The sequence below is a fragment of the Gilliamella sp. W8136 genome (genome assembly GCF_016101285.1).
Taxonomy (GTDB): domain Bacteria; phylum Pseudomonadota; class Gammaproteobacteria; order Enterobacterales; family Orbaceae; genus Gilliamella; species Gilliamella apicola_N.
In genome coordinates, this window is the sequence record NZ_JACFQU010000004.1 from 96,710 (window position 1) to 114,765 (window position 18,056).

Annotated in this window: 17 protein-coding genes, 1 tRNA gene and 1 other RNA gene; 3 read left to right on the forward strand and 16 right to left on the reverse strand. The window is 34.6% G+C overall.

Annotation, left to right across the window (positions count from 1 at the left end):
- Positions 1–6: 6 nt before the first annotated feature.
- The 11 genes from pnp to H3T96_RS03450 form a co-directional block, all read right to left on the reverse strand.
- The gene (gene pnp / locus H3T96_RS03400) at positions 7–2,121 is read right to left on the reverse strand and encodes a polyribonucleotide nucleotidyltransferase (RefSeq protein ID WP_144091545.1); all 2,115 of its coding nucleotides are present in this window, start codon (positions 2,119–2,121) and stop codon (positions 7–9) included.
- 274 nt (positions 2,122–2,395) lie between these two features.
- Positions 2,396–2,665, reverse strand: coding sequence for a 30S ribosomal protein S15 (rpsO, locus tag H3T96_RS03405; RefSeq protein WP_025316125.1), 270 nt, complete (start codon positions 2,663–2,665; stop codon positions 2,396–2,398).
- Positions 2,666–2,815: 150 nt separating this feature from the next.
- Complete coding sequence (locus tag H3T96_RS03410; protein WP_086327165.1) at positions 2,816–3,739, reverse strand: LysR family transcriptional regulator; 924 nt, start codon at positions 3,737–3,739, stop codon at positions 2,816–2,818.
- 1,295 nt (positions 3,740–5,034) lie between these two features.
- Positions 5,035–5,787, reverse strand: a complete 753-nt coding sequence (locus tag H3T96_RS03415; RefSeq protein WP_086308150.1) for a TSUP family transporter — start codon at positions 5,785–5,787, stop codon at positions 5,035–5,037.
- Positions 5,784–6,857, reverse strand: a complete 1,074-nt coding sequence (aroC, locus tag H3T96_RS03420) for a chorismate synthase (protein WP_086308149.1) — start codon at positions 6,855–6,857, stop codon at positions 5,784–5,786. The genes H3T96_RS03415 and aroC overlap by 4 nt, the downstream gene beginning before the upstream one ends.
- A gap of 28 nt (positions 6,858–6,885) precedes the next feature.
- Entirely contained in the window at positions 6,886–7,779 is an 894-nt protein-coding gene (prmB, locus tag H3T96_RS03425; protein WP_086308148.1) for a 50S ribosomal protein L3 N(5)-glutamine methyltransferase, read from the reverse strand.
- Positions 7,780–7,930: 151 nt separating this feature from the next.
- Positions 7,931–8,018, reverse strand: a tRNA-Ser gene (locus H3T96_RS03430).
- Positions 8,019–8,090: 72 nt separating this feature from the next.
- Positions 8,091–8,180, reverse strand: a complete 90-nt coding sequence (locus H3T96_RS14975) for a YnhF family membrane protein (protein WP_141677587.1) — start codon at positions 8,178–8,180, stop codon at positions 8,091–8,093.
- A gap of 35 nt (positions 8,181–8,215) precedes the next feature.
- On the reverse strand, positions 8,216–10,291 hold the full coding sequence (gene prc / locus H3T96_RS03440; protein WP_144091544.1) for a carboxy terminal-processing peptidase: 2,076 nt from the start codon (positions 10,289–10,291) through the stop codon (positions 8,216–8,218).
- Between the two features lie 9 nt (positions 10,292–10,300).
- Positions 10,301–10,849, reverse strand: coding sequence for an RNA chaperone ProQ (proQ, locus tag H3T96_RS03445; protein WP_086326956.1), 549 nt, complete (start codon positions 10,847–10,849; stop codon positions 10,301–10,303).
- A 69-nt stretch (positions 10,850–10,918) separates the two neighbouring features.
- Positions 10,919–11,275, reverse strand: coding sequence for a DNA-binding protein (locus tag H3T96_RS03450; RefSeq protein WP_086326957.1), 357 nt, complete (start codon positions 11,273–11,275; stop codon positions 10,919–10,921).
- A gap of 177 nt (positions 11,276–11,452) precedes the next feature.
- Here H3T96_RS03450 and H3T96_RS03455 point away from each other — a divergent pair, with 177 nt between their 5' ends.
- From H3T96_RS03455 to rnpB, 3 genes are all read left to right on the forward strand, one after another.
- Entirely contained in the window at positions 11,453–11,773 is a 321-nt protein-coding gene (locus H3T96_RS03455) for a helix-turn-helix transcriptional regulator (protein ID WP_086326958.1), read from the forward strand.
- Positions 11,774–11,913: 140 nt separating this feature from the next.
- A complete protein-coding gene (gene bamE / locus H3T96_RS03460) occupies positions 11,914–12,276 on the forward strand; it encodes an outer membrane protein assembly factor BamE (protein ID WP_039129379.1) in 363 nt (120 codons plus the stop codon).
- Positions 12,277–12,477: 201 nt separating this feature from the next.
- An RNA gene (gene rnpB / locus H3T96_RS03465) (RNase P RNA component class A) lies at positions 12,478–12,866 on the forward strand.
- 33 nt (positions 12,867–12,899) lie between these two features.
- On the opposite strand, the gene H3T96_RS03470 is transcribed toward rnpB, so the two are convergent.
- From H3T96_RS03470 to mreC, 5 genes are all read right to left on the reverse strand, one after another.
- On the reverse strand, positions 12,900–13,568 hold the full coding sequence (locus tag H3T96_RS03470) for a DedA family protein (protein WP_086326479.1): 669 nt from the start codon (positions 13,566–13,568) through the stop codon (positions 12,900–12,902).
- A 30-nt stretch (positions 13,569–13,598) separates the two neighbouring features.
- Complete coding sequence (gene tldD, locus H3T96_RS03475) at positions 13,599–15,056, reverse strand: metalloprotease TldD (RefSeq protein ID WP_144091543.1); 1,458 nt, start codon at positions 15,054–15,056, stop codon at positions 13,599–13,601.
- A 112-nt stretch (positions 15,057–15,168) separates the two neighbouring features.
- The gene (rng, locus tag H3T96_RS03480; protein WP_086326477.1) at positions 15,169–16,644 is read right to left on the reverse strand and encodes a ribonuclease G; all 1,476 of its coding nucleotides are present in this window, start codon (positions 16,642–16,644) and stop codon (positions 15,169–15,171) included.
- A 14-nt stretch (positions 16,645–16,658) separates the two neighbouring features.
- Complete coding sequence (gene mreD, locus H3T96_RS03485; protein ID WP_144091542.1) at positions 16,659–17,144, reverse strand: rod shape-determining protein MreD; 486 nt, start codon at positions 17,142–17,144, stop codon at positions 16,659–16,661.
- Positions 17,131–17,973, reverse strand: a complete 843-nt coding sequence (gene mreC, locus H3T96_RS03490; protein ID WP_144091541.1) for a rod shape-determining protein MreC — start codon at positions 17,971–17,973, stop codon at positions 17,131–17,133. The genes mreD and mreC overlap by 14 nt, the downstream gene beginning before the upstream one ends.
- Positions 17,974–18,056 lie beyond the last annotated feature (83 nt).

An 18,056-nucleotide genomic window follows, 5' to 3' on the forward strand; every position in this document is an offset into this window, starting at 1 on the left:
AATTTTTTATTCGGAAGTTTGAGCTGTTTCTGTCGTTGGTTCAACAGCATCTTTCATGCTCAAACGAATTCGACCTTGTCGATCAATTTCTAAAACTTTAACATTCACTTCTTGTCCGACTTTTAGATAATCAGAAACTTTTTCAACGCGATGGTCGGCGATTTGTGACACATGGACAAGACCTTCTTTACCACCGATAATTGAAACGAAAGCACCAAAATCAACAATTCGTGTTACTTTACCTGTATAAATTTTGCCAAGTTCAACCTCAGCAACTAAATTGTTAATGCGCTCCATTGCATCTTTCGCTTTATTACTGTCTGAAGCAGCAATTTTAACAGTACCATCATCAGCGATTTCAATAGTAGTGCCGGTCTCTTCGGTCAAGGCTCTAATGGTTGCGCCTCCTTTACCAATGATATCGCGAATTTTATCCGGATTGACGTTCATAGTATAAATACGTGGTGCAAATTCTGAAATCTCTTGACGAGGTTTATTAATCGCTTGTTCCATCACACCTAAAATGTGTAAACGAGCGCCTTTTGCTTGATTAAGCGCAATTTGCATAATTTCTTTAGTGATACCTTCAATCTTGATATCCATTTGCAACGCACTCACACCTTCACGAGTACCCGCTACTTTAAAGTCCATATCACCAAGATGATCTTCATCACCTAAAATATCCGATAAAACAACAAATTTATCACCTTCTTTCACTAGCCCCATTGCGATTCCAGCTACAGATGATTTAATTGGTACACCCGCATCCATAAGAGCTAATGACGCACCACATACAGAAGCCATTGAAGATGAACCATTTGATTCCGTAATTTCAGAAACGACACGAACAGTGTAAGGGAACTCTTCAATGCTTGGCATTACTGCTGCAACACCACGTTTAGCTAAACGTCCATGACCAATTTCACGACGTTTTGGCGAACCAACCATACCCGTTTCACCAACTGAATATGGAGGGAAGTTATAATGCAATAAGAAGCGTTCAGTGTATTCACCGGTTAATTCATCAATAATTTGAGCATCACGTTCAGTACCTAAAGTGGCTGTTACTAATGCTTGAGTTTCACCGCGAGTAAATAGTGCACTACCGTGAGTTCTTGGTAATACATTTGTACGAATATCAAGCGCACGAATCATATCTTTTTCACGACCATCGATACGTGGTTCACCAGCAATAACGCGTTGACGAACGATTTGACTTTCTAAATCAACAATAATATTGATAACTTTGTTTTCATCAAGTTCTTCGTTTTGTGCTTTAAGTGCTGCAAGTACATCTTCTTTAATTGAATCGATTTGAGCATAGCGCGCTTGTTTTTCAGTAATTCGATAAGCTTCACCTAAACGATCTTTTGCTAATTCAGAAACGGCATTATAAAGCGCTTCATCTTTAACTGGTGCAACCCAATCCCATTTTTCGCAATTAGCTTTGGCGACAAACTCATTAATATTATCAATGACAACTTGTTGCTGGTCATGACCAAATACGACCGCAGCTAACATTTGATCTTCAGTTAATAAATCAGCTTCAGATTCAACCATTAATACCGCACTTTTAGTACCAGCAACCACTAAGTCTAAACGGCTTGTTGCTAGCTCTTTTACTGATGGATTTAAAACAAATTCATCATTAATAAAGCCCACACGTGCAGCACCAATTGGTCCATGGAAAGGCACACCAGATAAGCATAGTGCAGCAGAAGCACCAATCATCGCAACCAAATCTGGGCTAACATCTGGGTTAACTGATACGACTGTTGCAATGATTTGAATCTCATTAACAAAACCTTCTGGAAATAAAGGACGAAGTGGACGGTCGATTAAACGAGCAATTAAAGTTTCACCTTCACTTGGGCGGCCTTCACGTTTAAAAAATCCCCCTGGAATACGTCCAGCAGCATAAGTACGTTCTTGGTAGTTAACTGTTAAAGGGAAAAAGTCTTGACCTTCTTTAACTTTTTTATCAGCAACAACAGTTACAAATACAGCCGTGTCATCCATATTAACCATTACGGCAGCAGTTGCTTGACGAGCCATAATGCCTGTTTCTAAAGTAACGGTATGACGACCATATTGAAATTTTTGATATGTCGGATTAAACAAAATAATGTCCTCTTGTAGTAATTTTGTTGAAGTTTAATATTTTGATAGAGAGCAGCACAACTTAAGTTATGATACTGACTTCAACAATGTGGGGATAATCAACAAAAGATTATTTCACTGTCACGACTAATGACAAATCTATAAATTATAGAGCTCTCATTAGTCGCGCGAAACATGAGATATAATCTTTTACTTTTGAGCTCAGCATTATATCAGAGCCCTAATTTTTCACAACGAAAAAGAGGCCTAAGCCTCTTTTCAAGTAGATTATAAATTAGCGACGTAAACCTAATTTTTGAATCAATTGGCTATAACGATCGAAATCTTTACGACGTAAATAATCTAATAATTTACGACGGCTAGATACCATGCGTAACAAACCACGACGGCTATGGTGATCTTTCTTATGTTCAGAAAAATGACCTTGTAAGTCATTAATACGTGCAGTTAAAAGTGCAACTTGAACTTCAGTTGAACCAGTGTCGTTAGTACCACGACCAAAGTCGGCAACGATTTTCGCTTTAGCTTCTACAGTTAGAGACATAATAAACCTCTTAAATTAACATAAAATATGGAATGACCGATCTCTAATTCAGACACTCCTCGATATTCATATATTAGATATATGAATCGTGCGCAATTATACTAGAATTTACTGAAATAGCAATTTGATTTGTTCCTTATTGCATTGGTATTACTTAAGGGTAAAGCCATATTCTTCTTGAATGAGCTTTTTAAGTGCTTCAATATAATTTTGTGCCGACATACTCAATTGTACTTTTTGAGATGTGATCCACCCTACTAAGATTTTTTCTTTGACTTTGAGCGGTATAGATAAAATATCAGAGCCATTTAAATCCGTGCTCAATACTCCCGTGCTTATAGTATAACCATTTAGCCCATGTAGTAAATTGAACAAAGTTGCTCTATCACTAACATGAATACTTTTTTTATGGTATTCCGTACTCAAAATCTCTTCCGAAAAATAAAACGAATTATACTCACCTTGTTCAAACGATAAGTAAGGATACTCTTCTAAATCATGTAAAGTTAACGATTTCATATCAGATAAAGGATGATTAGTACTGATAAATACGTGAGGATCTGCTTCAAATAACGGGTTAAACGTTAGCCGATGTTCTTTCAATAAACGCAAGATCACCTTTTGGTTAAAATCGTTAATATATAAAATGCCAATTTCACTACGTAAATTAGCTACATCAGTAATAATATCGTAAGTTCGGGTTTCTCTTAAGGTAAATTCATATTCATCTGTGTGATTTTTTTTAATCAAATTAACAAATGCATTTACCGCAAAGGCATAGTGCTGAGTTGAAATGCTACACAGCTGTTTAGAGGGCTCTTTTTTAGCATAATGCTGTTCTAATAGTTCAGCTTGATCTAAAACTTGTTTAGCATACCCTAAAAACTCTACACCATCAGTTGAAAGTGAAACCCCTTTTGATGTTCGAACAAAAATCTCAATACCAAATTCAGCCTCTAACTCTTTTACGGCGGTTGATAAACTCGGTTGAGTAATATATAAATTTTTAGCCGCTTCATTAATTGAACCTGAGCGAGCAATTTCTAAAATATAACGTAATTGTTGTAATTTCATAACATCAAATAGATTATCGTCAAAAGTAAAATAGGTTAAATTAAACAAGCTTTATAATTATTTGCTTATCTAAAATATCCTATACATCATAACTTACATAGCAAAAATTGTATGCAATGAATTTTATGCCATTTGATTTAAACTTTAGATAATCTTTATCAAAAGATGATTCGATAAAATGTATGAAACATACTATTAATAAATTTTTACTGAAACGTAGTCGTGACCTCAAACTTTTTTACAAAAAATAAATAACAGTTAAAAACGAGACTGATAAATGCCGTATTTTTTATATCAATTATTTGATTTATATTATTTTATTATTGTTATCAGTTAATAACTGAATTTAATAAATTTTTTTTGCTAAAACGTAAGCGTGACCTCAAACTTTTTTACAAAAAGATGAATAATAGTTAAAAACGAGACTGATAACCGCATATTTTTTATATCAATTATTTAATTTATATTATTATTGTTATCAGTTAATAACTGAATTTAATAAAAGTCTTTTGCTGAAAAGTAAGCGTGACCTCAAACTTTTTTACAAAAAGATGAATAACAGTTAAAAACGAGACTGATAAACACCATTTTTTTAAATTAATTATCTAATTTATCTTGTTTTATTATTGTTATCAGTTAATAACTGAATTTAATAAAAGTTTTTTGCTGAAATGTAGGCATGACCTCAAACTTTTTTACAATGGTTCTAAATAGATATATATTGTGAAAATAAATATTTTCGGCTTATATCATATTTAACTCCGATGACATTATAAAATCATAAGATTATTCAAAAAATATGCAAAAAGTTGGTAGAAATTTGCATGCCACTATTTTCAAAATAAAACAATAGATTATAATTGGTTTGTTCCCTATACACATAGGGATAAACTCTGGGTTTTGTTTAATTTATTCAATTCCTATTTTATAAGCTAAAAACACATCAATTTGTTTTAAATAATAACTTGTAATATAGACTTCAGTAAATTTCATTTATTATTTGCAGTAAAGTTTGAAAAATAGTATTGAGAAATTTGAGTAAAAGACAGGATTTAAGAATAATATTGGTTAATTTTTTATTTTTTCGTGAAGTTTATAGTTCTAATAATTTATTTAAAATCAATCGACATTTCAATATTAAAACAAGTTAAAAAGGCTGGTTTTATAAACATAATTGCTTTTGCGATTATTGTAGTAGGTTTATTACTACTTAAATCGCAAACTAACCTTATATGAATTCTGCAATATCTCTTTTTTTGCTGTTATACAGGATTCAACAAATTGAACAACTTGTTTTAAAAGAAATTTTCATAAATCAGTTTAATGCTCATAATAGTAGAAACCGTAATAAGCATTGGTCTTATTAATTTACGCCCTTTAGCAATAACCATTTTAGCGCCTAACCTTGCTCCAATAAACTGACCAACCAGCATGACAAGACCAATCGACCATACCACTTGCCCGCCCATAATAAAAAATAGTAAACCAGCTAAATTTGAGGTGAAGTTAAGTACTTTAGTGTGGGCGGTAGCTTTGGTTAGATTAAATCCTGCCAATGTAATATATGCTAAAGCATAAAATGACCCGGCACCTGGTCCAAAAAAGCCATCATAAAAACCAATCCCTAAAGCAGGAATAAGAGCAAATTGAAGAATAGAAAAACGACTTTTACGATCACTTTCACCAATCGTTGGGGATAATAAAAAATATAACCCTACGCTAATCGTTAAAATTGGCAGCAATAATTTCAAAAAATCGGTTTGGATATGCATTACCGATATTGTGCCAATGGCTGAACCAACAAAAGCTGCTACAATTGCCCATTTTTGTTGATTTAAATCAACCATTTTTTGCCGTATAAAATAGAGGCTCGCAGAAAATGAACCACCACAACTTTGCAATTTGTTGGTGGCTAATGCACTAGCTGGTGGTAAGCCAACCGCCAATAATGCTGGTACGGTTAATAATCCTCCACCACCAGCAATTGAATCGATAAATCCAGCTAAAGCAGCAATAGCAAATAATAATAAAAGTAGTTCATAACTCATAATTCATTTACATCATTACACTGAGCGCGATAACGAAGATAGTGATCCATTAAAACAATAGCAACCATTGCTTCAGCAATCGGCACAGCTCTTATACCTACGCATGGATCATGCCTACCATGGGTTGATACTTCTACACTTTCACCATGAATATTAATTGATTGACCAGCAATTTCAATACTCGGCGTCGGTTTTAATGCAATACTGGCTAAAATAGTTTGCCCTGAGCTAATTCCACCCAAAATACCACCAGCATGATTAGATAAAAAACCTTGTGGCGTTATTTCATCACGGTTTTCACTGCCACGTTTATTGATAACATCAAAACCATCACCAATTTCTACACCTTTTACGGCATTAATACTCATGAGTGCATGAGCTAGTTCGGCATCTAATCTATCAAAAACAGGCTCACCCAAACCAACAGGTACATTTTCAGCAACAATACAAACTTTAGCACCAATTGAATCGCCTTCTTTTTTTAATGATCTTAATAATTGATCTAGCTCATCAAGTTTACTTTCATCTGCACAAAAAAATGGGTTTTGTTCAACTTGTTGCCAATCTTTTAATTGACATTTTATCTCACCCATTTGAGCTAGATAGCCACGAATGGTAATCCCTAATTTTTCATGCAAATATTTTTTTGCTATTGCGCCTGCTGCAACTCGCATAGCAGTTTCACGCGCGGAAGAACGCCCTCCTCCTCGGTAATCGCGAATCCCATATTTATGTTGATAAGTGTAATCAGCATGACTCGGTCTAAAAATATCTTTAATTTGGCTGTAGTCTTGTGAACGTTGATCGGTATTTTCGATCAATAGGCCGATACTGGTTCCCGTTGTTACTCCATCAAAAACGCCTGATAAGATTTTTACTTGGTCAGCTTCACGCCTTTGAGTGGTATAACGCGATGAACCAGGACGACGACGATCAAGATCATATTGCATATCTGATTCAGTCAAAGCAAGACCAGGCGGAACGCCATCAACAACACAACCTAGCGCAATGCCATGTGACTCACCAAATGTTGTAACTTTGAATAATTTTCCAATTGAGTTTCCAGCCATAATAATTTTTCCGTATATTAAAAACAGCTTATTTAAAACAGTGTTGATATTGAATTAATTCTTCACGCGTGATAGAAAAAACACCTAATCCGCCACGTTCAAACTCCAACCAATTAAAAGGAACTTGAGGATATTGCTCTTGTAAGCTAACCCAGCTATTTCCTACTTCACAAACTAATATTCCTTGTGGTGATAGATAATTAATTGCATCACTTAAAATTCGTTTAACGATATCTAAACCATCAAATCCGGCTTCAAGTGCTAATTTAGGTTCATAGGAAAATTCATCAGGTAAATCGTCCATATCTTCATTATCAACATAAGGAGGATTAGTAACAATAAGATCATATTGTTTTGCTGGAATATCATTGAATAAATCAGATAGCATTGGTGTAACTCGAAAATTCATTTCGTGCAAGTCAATATTTTGTTGTGCTACATCTAACGCTTCTAATGAAATATCAGTGATATCAACTTGTGCCTCAGGAAAAGCATAAGCACAAGCAATACCAATACAGCCGCTACCTGTACAGAGATCTAAAATCTGTTGGGGTGGCTGTGATAATAAAGATTGGAAATGATTATCAATTAATTCACCAATCGGAGAACGTGGAATCAATACACGTTCATCAATGTAAAAACTGTGTCCACAAAACCAAGCTTGATTAGTTAAATATGGCGTTGGCACTCGATCACTAATCCGTTTTTGGATAATATCGAAAAGCGCTTGTTTTTCGTCATTGGTAAGATTTGCAGAATAAAATTCGGTAGGAATAAACAATGATAAACCCAAAGTGGCTAAGATAAGTTGTTTAGCTTCATCGATAGGATTATCTGTACCGTGACCTAAGAAAACATCTGATAGACTAAGTTGTGATGATGTCCAGCGTATAAAATCCTGAACCGTGCGTAAGTTTTCCATAATGGCTCCAATGATTAAGGAGAGGGAAGGTATTACTCGTCACTTCCGATCACATTATAATGAGGAAATGCACTAAATTAATATTGAAAGTGACTAATAACAATCACGATGAGCCAAAAGGCTTTTCACTTCCAATAACTAAAAATTAATATGGCGGTGAGGAAGGGATTCGAACCCTTGATACGTTGCCGTATACACACTTTCCAGGCGTGCTCCTTCAACCACTCGGACACCTCACCATCTATTTACAACCTGCTTTAGAAGAGCAGGTTGCATACTATAATAATCCCAAGCGAATTAATCAAGCTTTTTTAATTCATGCAAACAATGGCGCCAAACACAATCAAAACCGATACAATTGCAGTTGTCGTCATTAAAGCGTATTTCAAATCTGTACACATGTTTATTATCTCCAATCGTTTTAATATTTATTCACCTAGTTTTTAATAGGTGATCTAAGTGAAATAATCTCTTGAGTTAATTTTTTATCGTCAATATTTGGGTATTTAGATATCAAATCTAACAATATCTCAACTGATTCGTTTAGATAAGTATCGGGTTGCTTATAATCTTTAGGTAAATCTTCTAATTTAGTAATAGGAGGTTTGCCTTCTCGAGCTAAACGTTCATTCATTCTTTTTAAATCGCGATCTTCATAACTTTTTTGTTCTGCTTCACGATTCTTTTTATTGAGAGACACAATATATCGACGATCTTTTTTATCATTAAGCTCTTTAATATCTTGATCAATATAGACAAACTCTGGATTATTTGAAATTCGTGCTAAATGTTCGGACTTCAAATAAGGCAATATTGTTTTTATATTAGTCAGAGTTAAATATTCAGATGATGGAATTTTATCCCATGGCAAAGCGTTATCTAAGAAACGTTCACCAGTTTCATCATCATATTTAGTTTTACTCATTTCAATATCGGGCTCGACACCTTTAAGTTGTGTACTACCGCCATTGATACGATAAAATTTTTGCACGGTATACTGAATACCACCAAGCTCTGGCCAATTAGGATGAAGTCTAGCATCAGTTTGATAAGCAATATTTCGAGAGGTTTGTACCGTCCCTTTACCATAAGTTGTTTCACCAACTATTACAGCTCTGCCATAGTCTTGCAATGCTGCGGCAAATATCTCGGAGGCCGAAGCACTATAACGATTAACCATTACAACAATCGGACCTGTATATTCGATGCCTTTATTTTTATCATCATAAACAATAACTTTTTGAAGATTATCGCGAACTTGAACTACTGGTCCATAATCAATAAAAAGCCCAGTCAAAGAGATAACTTCAGCTAATGAACCGCCACCATTATTGCGTAAATCGATAACCAGACCTTGTAACTTAGCTTTATTGGCTTCCAATAAAAGTGATTCAACTTTGTCGGTTAAACCCATATAAAAACTTGGTATATCAATAACACCAACTTTTCCTCTTTGATTATCAACAATATTTAATTTTGCTTCACGATCTTCAAAGTGGATCTTATCTCGAGTCAGCTCAATAACCTTTGGTTTGCTGTTATTACCCGCAGGCAATATTTCGAGTTTAACAACGGTTCCTTTAGGACCACGGATTTTGTCAACGATATCATCTAAACGCCAACCAATTACATCTTCTATTGGAGAATTGCTTTGCCCAACACCAATGATTTTATCACCTACGGCAATCGATTTACTTTTCTCAGCCGGACCGCCAGTCACAAAAGACATGATTACTGTATAATCATCTTGTTGGCTAAGCGTTGCACCGATACCTTCAAAAGATAAACTCATTTCAGTATCAAAATCACGTTTTTTGCGTGGTGCTAAATAACTGGTATGGGGATCAATTTCTCGCGCAAATGCATTCATAAATACTTGAAAAGCATCTTCATTATTTGATTGTTCAATGGTTTTTAAAACTCGATTATAACGTTTAGTTAACGTTTCTCGAATTTGATTTTCATCTTTGCCAGATAAAGATAAGCTAAGTTCGTCATATTTAACGCGCTTATCCCAATAAGAGTCGAGCTCTTTTTCAGTGGTTGGCCAAGATATATCTTCACGATTAAAATCAATTTCATCGTCGGTAGAAAAATCCATTGGAGATTGTAAAACTTTAAGTGCATACTTATAACGCTCATAACGTTTATGCATTGCAAGATTATAGATATCGTAAGCAGTTTTTAAATTACCATCGAATAATTCTTGACCTAATAACTCTTGTCGATTGCGGAAAGTATCGACATCACTTTGAATAAATATCGCTTTACTACCATCTAGCATTTTAAAATAGCGATCAAAAATTTTAGCTGAAAATGCACCGTTTAATGCAAAGTTACGATAGTGCGCTTGAGTAAAAAAATTCGTTACTCGCTTAGCAACGACTTGGTGTACATCATCTTGTTTAAGTACTGGTAATGGATCGGTGGCAGGTTGTTTGGCCTGGACACTCAAACTTACAATACATAATGCTAGGCTTAATTTAATGGTGCCTTTGAGTAATTTATTCATTCAAATTCTCTATTTGGTAATAATATGCTCAGGTTTAACAGTTAATTCCATTCCAGAGCCAACATTTACTTTGATATGCTCTTTTTCAATATTAATGATTTGTACTTTTAACGGTTTATTGCCTAATATTACTTTAACATAGTCACCCACTTTTAAAGTCTTCGCTTTTTTCACAGGCGGACGTGGGTTTTTACGTTTTTCTTTTTGTGTCCGTTCTTTTAAACGTTCTTTTGCTTTCTGCTTACTTTCTTTTAGCTGTTGTTGGGCATATTCCATTTGTTCTTTGCTTATAATCTCATCTGGATTTCCATCTAAGTCTATACGATGAGCGCCTTCTTTAATGCTGTATAAATAACGCCAACTCATGGTATAACCGCGTAAAGCAACGCGAAGTTTAGTTTTACTTAGTGCTTCACTATCCAAGCGTGAAAGGATATCTTGAAAAATTCCAATTTTTAAAGGTTTCGCTTCACCTTCGAGAGTAAAACAATTAGGAAATTGTTGAGCTAAATATGCAATAATATCTTTACTATTTGTTAATTGAAACTGACTTTCCATTGTTTATTCCATAGCAACTAAATTAATTTTTTACTAGCGTTAGAGTATATCGCAGCTTGCGCAATAACACTAACTATCTTTTTTATCTTTATAAATAAAACTTATAAAATCTTTAATACCATTTCGCATCAACCATGATATAACAATTGATTTTTCATCAACAGATAACTGTTCAAATGCTGTCATCCATATTTGCAATGGGTCAATTGGCGGAACAACATAAGTTGCACTTTCTTCCTCAAGATACAATGCTCTTTTGACGCTAAGAGGTAAGCTATTTATATGATATTCTAAAGCCTTTCCTCGAACACCTGTTCTTTTGCGTGCAGTCCAATTTTCTGATCTTGCTTTACGATTAACACCTTGTATCGTTGATGGCATCCCGGCAATACTTAATAGCTCTTTTGATGAGAACCATTCTTTCATTTTATCATCCCATTTTAACACAATAAGAAAAAAATACAGAAATTAAAGAAACTTTGATACAATAAATAAGAAACAAGAAATCATAAATAACTATAGTTAGATTATAAACTTACTTGTTTTAGTAACATCAAAGCATAACATAGATATACAAGGTTATAAACAAAGAGGAAATAAAAAATGAAAATAAATTCTAGTGATTGGCATCCTGCAGACATTATTGCCGCACTAAAAAAGAAGGGGACAACTCTTGCTAATCTATCTCGACAATCAGGTCTAAGTTCATCAACGCTTAGTAATGCTTTAGCTCGACCTTGGACAAAAGGAGAGTTCATTATTGCCCAAGCGCTAGATGTAGAGCCTAATGAAATTTGGCCAAGCCGTTATATTGATTCAATCACCAACGAACCAATAAAACGCGTATTACGACTTACAACCACCACAAAGAAGAAGAAAAAACGAAAATCAACGAGTAAACGAAAAAAAATTAATAAAGAATGATGAAACTATGGAAACATATAGAAATGAAACATTTTCTATATTTATTATAGATTAAATTTTAGTTGATCTTGAACGTTACCAAACATATGTTATCATTCATATACATGGAGAAAAAACATTAATTATCAGGCTACAATATAATGAAAAATGTTAATAAGTTCTTTATCGCTTTATTCTCAATAATAATATTATCGAGTTGTTCACAAAATAATTTTATTGAACAAGGTACACCACTAAGTAAAGACAAAGTTAGTAGTATAGTTGAAGGTTCAACAACTGAGTCACAAATAATATCATTATTTGGTGAACCAGTAAGTAAGAAAGTGATTAATTCTGATGAAGTGCAATGGACATACAAATATATTAGAAAGAGTTCAACCAGCCATTTAATTATTGGCGAAACCCAATCTAATACTATCAGCGGAACACTGGATGTTATCATTTCGAAAGGTGTTGTAACTTGGTATAATTATAATGAAAATCATGAACAAAAAAGATGGTAGTTAAACTTACTTTATCTAATACCAATAGCACATTGTTATAATGTGCTATTAGAGTGAGCAAGTTAATTAATTGATGCATCATTAAGTATGATCCTACCTTTTCCGGCAATATCAGTATAAAAAAGTATATACTTTACCCACCTGCCTATTCAAAAACAGACATTACTGGACAAAATCATACATTAAGTTATACTCATTGACGAAATTAACCAGACAATCGCTGCTTTGTTGTAGTCCTTTGTAAAAAGGAGACAAACAGAGGGGAGGAAAGTCCGGGCTCCATAGGGCAGAGTGCCAGGTAACGCCTGGGGGATGTTGGCGTGAGCAAACATTCACGACTAGTGCAACAGAAAGTATACCGCCGATGACTTATTTATAAGTACAGGTAAGGGTGAAAGGGTGCGGTAAGAGCGCACCGCGCAACTGGTAACAGTTGTGGCACGGTAAACTCCACTCGGAGCAAGGTCAAATAGGGATTCATTGGCGCGGCCCGCGTTGAATCCGGGTAGACTGCTTGAGCTAATGCGTGAGCATTAGCCTAGAGGAATGATTGTCCACGACAGAACCCGGCTTATCGGTTAATTTCGCCCTCTTCTTTATAAATTTATCTTCAATATTAAATTTTAAGATTGCTTCTTATTTGCTAACCAACGTTTAAATGCAAGCCATAGTGAAAAAATTAATCCTAGTACCAATAAAAAGGCAGGAATCAACATAAGAAGAGACATGATTTGTTTTTCATATTTATCAAAAAATGGTGATAAACCAAATAAGTAACCTAATGTCACAATTAGAAAAATCCATAATGTCGCACTGATCCAGTTATAAATATGAAATTTTCGACTATGTAGCCCTGAGATTCCCGCCATCATAGGTAATAACGTACGTACAAAAGCAATAAAGCGTCCAATGAATAAAGCTTGCAATCCATATTTATGGAATAACACTTCTGATTTTTTATGATATTTTTCAGGAACATGCTCCATCCACCCCTTAACCAGCTTAGTATTACCTAACCAGAGACCTTGTATGTAACCTAACCAAGTACCTAAAGCCGCACCAGAAATTAAAATAACATTTATTAAACCAAAATGAAAAACATCACGACTAATCAAAACCCCAGTTAGGAATAATAAACTATCACCCGGTAAGAATGCTGCTGGTAATACGCCATTTTCTAATAAAATGACGACAAACAACATCCCATAAAGCGTCCAAAGCACATTCGGATTGGATAAGATTGCAATATCCAAGTTAATAAAAGCATGATAAAGATTGATGATTGTTTCCATCTATTTAATTTCCCATTTTATTTATAGTTATTAGTTATTAATCGTTCCGCCAACGGTTAAATTATCCACTTTTAAAGTGGGTTGACCAACCCCTACAGGAACACTTTGTCCAGCTTTGCCACAAATACCAACACCTGAATCTAATGTGAGATCATTCCCTACCATCGATATTTGTTGCATGGTTTCAATGCCGGAACCAATTAATGTTGCGCCCTTAACTGGGGTAGTTATTTTTCCTTTTTCAATTAAATAGGCTTCTGATGTTGAAAATACAAACTTACCAGAAGTGATATCAACCTGACCACCCGAAAAATTAGGTGCATAAAGGCCATAGTCAACGCTATTGATAATATCGTCGAAAGTCGATTCTCCAGCTAACATATAAGTGTTAGTCATTCTTGGCATAGGTAAGCATGCATATCCTTCACGACGACCATTGCCGGTTGAATGAGTGTTCATCAATTTAGCATTAGTCTTATCAAACATATAACCTTTTAAAATACCATTTTCGATAAGAACGGTTTTTTGACTCACGGTACCTTCGTCATCAATTGATAATGAACCTCTGCGATTTTCAATTGTTCCATCATCGACAATGGTACAGAGCTCTGAGGTGACTTTTTCACCAATTTTTCCTGAGAATACCGAGCTGTTTTTGCGATTAAAATCCCCTTCTAAACCATGTCCTACCGCTTCATGAAGTAGTACTCCTGGCCAACCCGCACCTAAAATTACAGGCATTGTACCTGCAGGGGCAGCTTTAGCTGACAATGAAACTAATGCTAATCTCACAGCTTCTCGAGTATAACTATCAGCAAAGCTTTCAGACGTTTTAGGATTAATATTTAAAAAATACTCATAACCAAAACGGCCCCCACCGCCACTACCGCCTCGCTCACGTTTCCCGTCTTTTTCGACAATGACCGATACAGATAAACGTACTAATGGACGGACATCGGCGCATAGTGTACCATCAGTACCTGCAATCAAAATATCTTCATAACTACCAGTTAAACTGGCTGATACTTCAATTACATTTTTGTCAATTGACCTTGCTAACTGATCAATATGTCGTAACAATGCAATCTTTTGCTCTTGAGAAAAAGAGTTAATTGGATTGATTGATGCATACATTGGTACCGTTTTAGCCGTTTTAAAAGGTGTGACAACAATTGGAGTTTGCTGTTTAGTGATTGAATTGGCTGCCAATACACTCTGCTCTAAACGATTTAAAGAGAGCTGATCAGTATAAGCAAAACCGGTTTTTTCGCCAACAACTGCACGAACGCCAACACCTTGATCACGATGGAACGAAGCATTTTTAATAATGCTATCTTCCAGTACCCAGCTTTCATAATAACCAGATAAAAAGTATAAATCACCAAAATCAATTTGCCTTGAACTTAACATATCAAGCAAATGTGAAATATCACGTTGGCTTAAGTTATTAGGGTTGAGTAGCCGTTCACTCACTTGAGTTACTATCATAAATTCCTTAAATTTTAATTTATAATGCTATATTTTTGATATATATCCATTATTATGTTATTTTTATACTGAAACGTATAGTTAACCTGAAACTTTTTAACATGTAATTGCTTTACATTAATACCACATCATATTGTTCTTGAATATAAAGTGGTTCGATTTTCACTTCAACTCTTTTACCAACAAAGACTTCAACTTCAGCAAGTGCATGTGATTCATCAATCGTTAAAGCATTCGCAACAGCAGATGACGCATAGACTAAAAAATATTCAGAACGATGAGCTTTATATACTCTTACAATTTCACGTAAAATTTCATTACAAACAGTTTCAACTGATTTGACTATTCCTCTACCCTTACAAGCAGGACATTCTTCACACAAAATATGCCCAATACTTTCACGAGTTCGTTTACGTGTCATTTCTACTAGTCCTAATGTAGAAAATGAATTAATAGTCGTTCTAGCTCGATCTTTCGATAAAGAATCCTGCAATGATTGTAATACACGTTCTCGATGCAAATTTTCTTGCATATCGATAAAATCGATAATAATAATACCACCTAAATTGCGTAATCTTAATTGACGCGCAATAGCAATGGTTGCCTCTATATTAGTGTTAAAGATTGTCTCTTCTAAATTTCGATGACCAACAAATGCACCAGTGTTAATATCAATTGTTGTCATGGCTTCGGTTTGATCAATAATTAAATAACCGCCCGATTTCAGTTTAACTTTGCGATCTAATGCTCGTTGAATCTCATTTTCAGTATCATATAGATCGAATATTGGGATATTACCACGATAATGAAAGAGTTTATCAGTCACTTCTGGCATAAACTCTTGAGTAAAATCGACAAGAAGATCGTAAGTCAATTTAGAATCAACTAAAATACGCTCAATTGGATCACCTACAAAGTCTCTTAACACTCGTTGAGATAAAGCTAACTCACCATAAACTAAATTTTTACTGGTAGGTCGTGCCATTCGTTCTTGAATTTTAGTCCATAACCGTTTTAAAAAGTTTGCATCTTGCTCAAGCTCATGAGCACTTGCACCCTCGGCAGCAGTTCTAACAATAAAACCACCGTCTGGGGTTACATATTGTTCAACAATATGTTTTAGTCTTTGACGCTCTTCTTCACTTTCTATGCGTTGAGAAGTAGCAACGTGTGAAGAATTTTGACCTGGCATCAACACCAAATAACGGGACGGTAAAGTAATATCAGTTGTGAGTCGAGCGCCTTTAGTTCCTAATGGATCTTTAACGACTTGTACCATTAAATCTTGTCCTTGACGGACAAGTTCAGAAATATCTTTTACTTGAAATTGCTCTTGTTCTGAATCTGACACACATTCAGTATGGGGCATGATATCGGATGCATGCAAAAATGCTGCCTTTTCAAGACCAATATCGACAAATGCTGCCTGCATACCAGGCAAAATACGAATAATTTTTCCTTTATAAATATTACCGACAATGCCTCGACGCGATTCACGATCAACATGAATTTCTTGCAATACACCATCTTCAATATAGGCAACTCGCGTTTCAGACGGAGTTACGTTCATTAATAATTCAACAGACATACAGAAACATTCCCCTAATTAATTGCAAAGTTTTGTTTTATGCTTTGCAATAGCAGATATATCCATATCCATAAAAAGCCATCAACACAACTTGATAATAGTATATAAGGCGACATAGTAATTGTATGATAAATACTTACCTGAAATATAAAGATTAATGCATTATAACATACCGAAATACCAAATAAGATAAAAGCCTGTTGCCACAAAGCTAAATTACTCAACAATTGGTATTTGAATACAAGTAAATAGGCAATTAAAGAATAGATGAAAGCATGTACGCCTAATACTGTTCCCGAGCATAAATCTATCAATAAACCAAAAACAAATGCGGTACCTATGCCAATCTGATAAGGTAGAGTAATTAACCAATAAGCGATAATTAATAAAAACAAATGTGGTTTAAACACATCATATGAAGGTGACCAAGGTATAATTTGAAAAAATAAGCCTATTAACAAAGTGAACCAAATAATTAATATGCTATTACGAGCCCTCATGTTTTACTCCTTGATCTCCCCATAGTAATAATAGATAGCGTAAACGTTTTAGATCGGCTGTCGGCGTTGCTGAAATAACCGGTGTTGAATCGCTAATATCAAGTTTGACAGAACTTACTACTGCAACAGGATAGCCTTCAGGAAAACGACCATCTAGTCCAGAAGTTACTAATATGTCGCCGACTTTGATATCAACATTATTTGGTAAAAAATCGAGTGTTAAATCATTACTGCATCCATTACCAACTGCCACCATAGAAATATCATTTCTTAATATTTGTACAGGTATTGCATGTTGATAATCACAAACTAAAATTGCTCGGCTAGTTTTTTGAGCGATTTCATAAATTTGCCCAACGATACCTTTATCATCAACGACAGGTTGACCTATATAAACACCGTCATTTTTACCTTTATTGATAACGACTTGATAAACATAAGGATCCGTATCAGCTAATATAACTTGAGCTGCCATTTTATGTTCATCATGTCTTAAAGGAGACCCAAGCAATTCTCTCAATCGATCGTTTTCATGTCTAAGATGCTCAAGCAATAACAAGTCTGTCTTTTTTTCAAGCAGTATATTATTCAAATTTGCATTTTCTTTTTCTAACGCTTCACGCGTCTTTGACATCTCATAAAGTGTGTCATAGGTCGCTTTTGGTGCATTTGAAATGTAATACAATGGCGAAATCATTGTATCTAAATAGTAACGAACTTCTTTAAACGGACGATAATTTAAATCTAATATTATCAATATAATAGATAATAGCAAAGATATAAATAACTGCACACTAAGAGGAGAACGTTTAGAAAAAAGTAATTTCATTATCCAGTACTTACCTGTTATATGCTTAAAATCTAATTAATTCAAGATATGACTCCGCCGACTATGTCGGCGGAAAAAGTGAG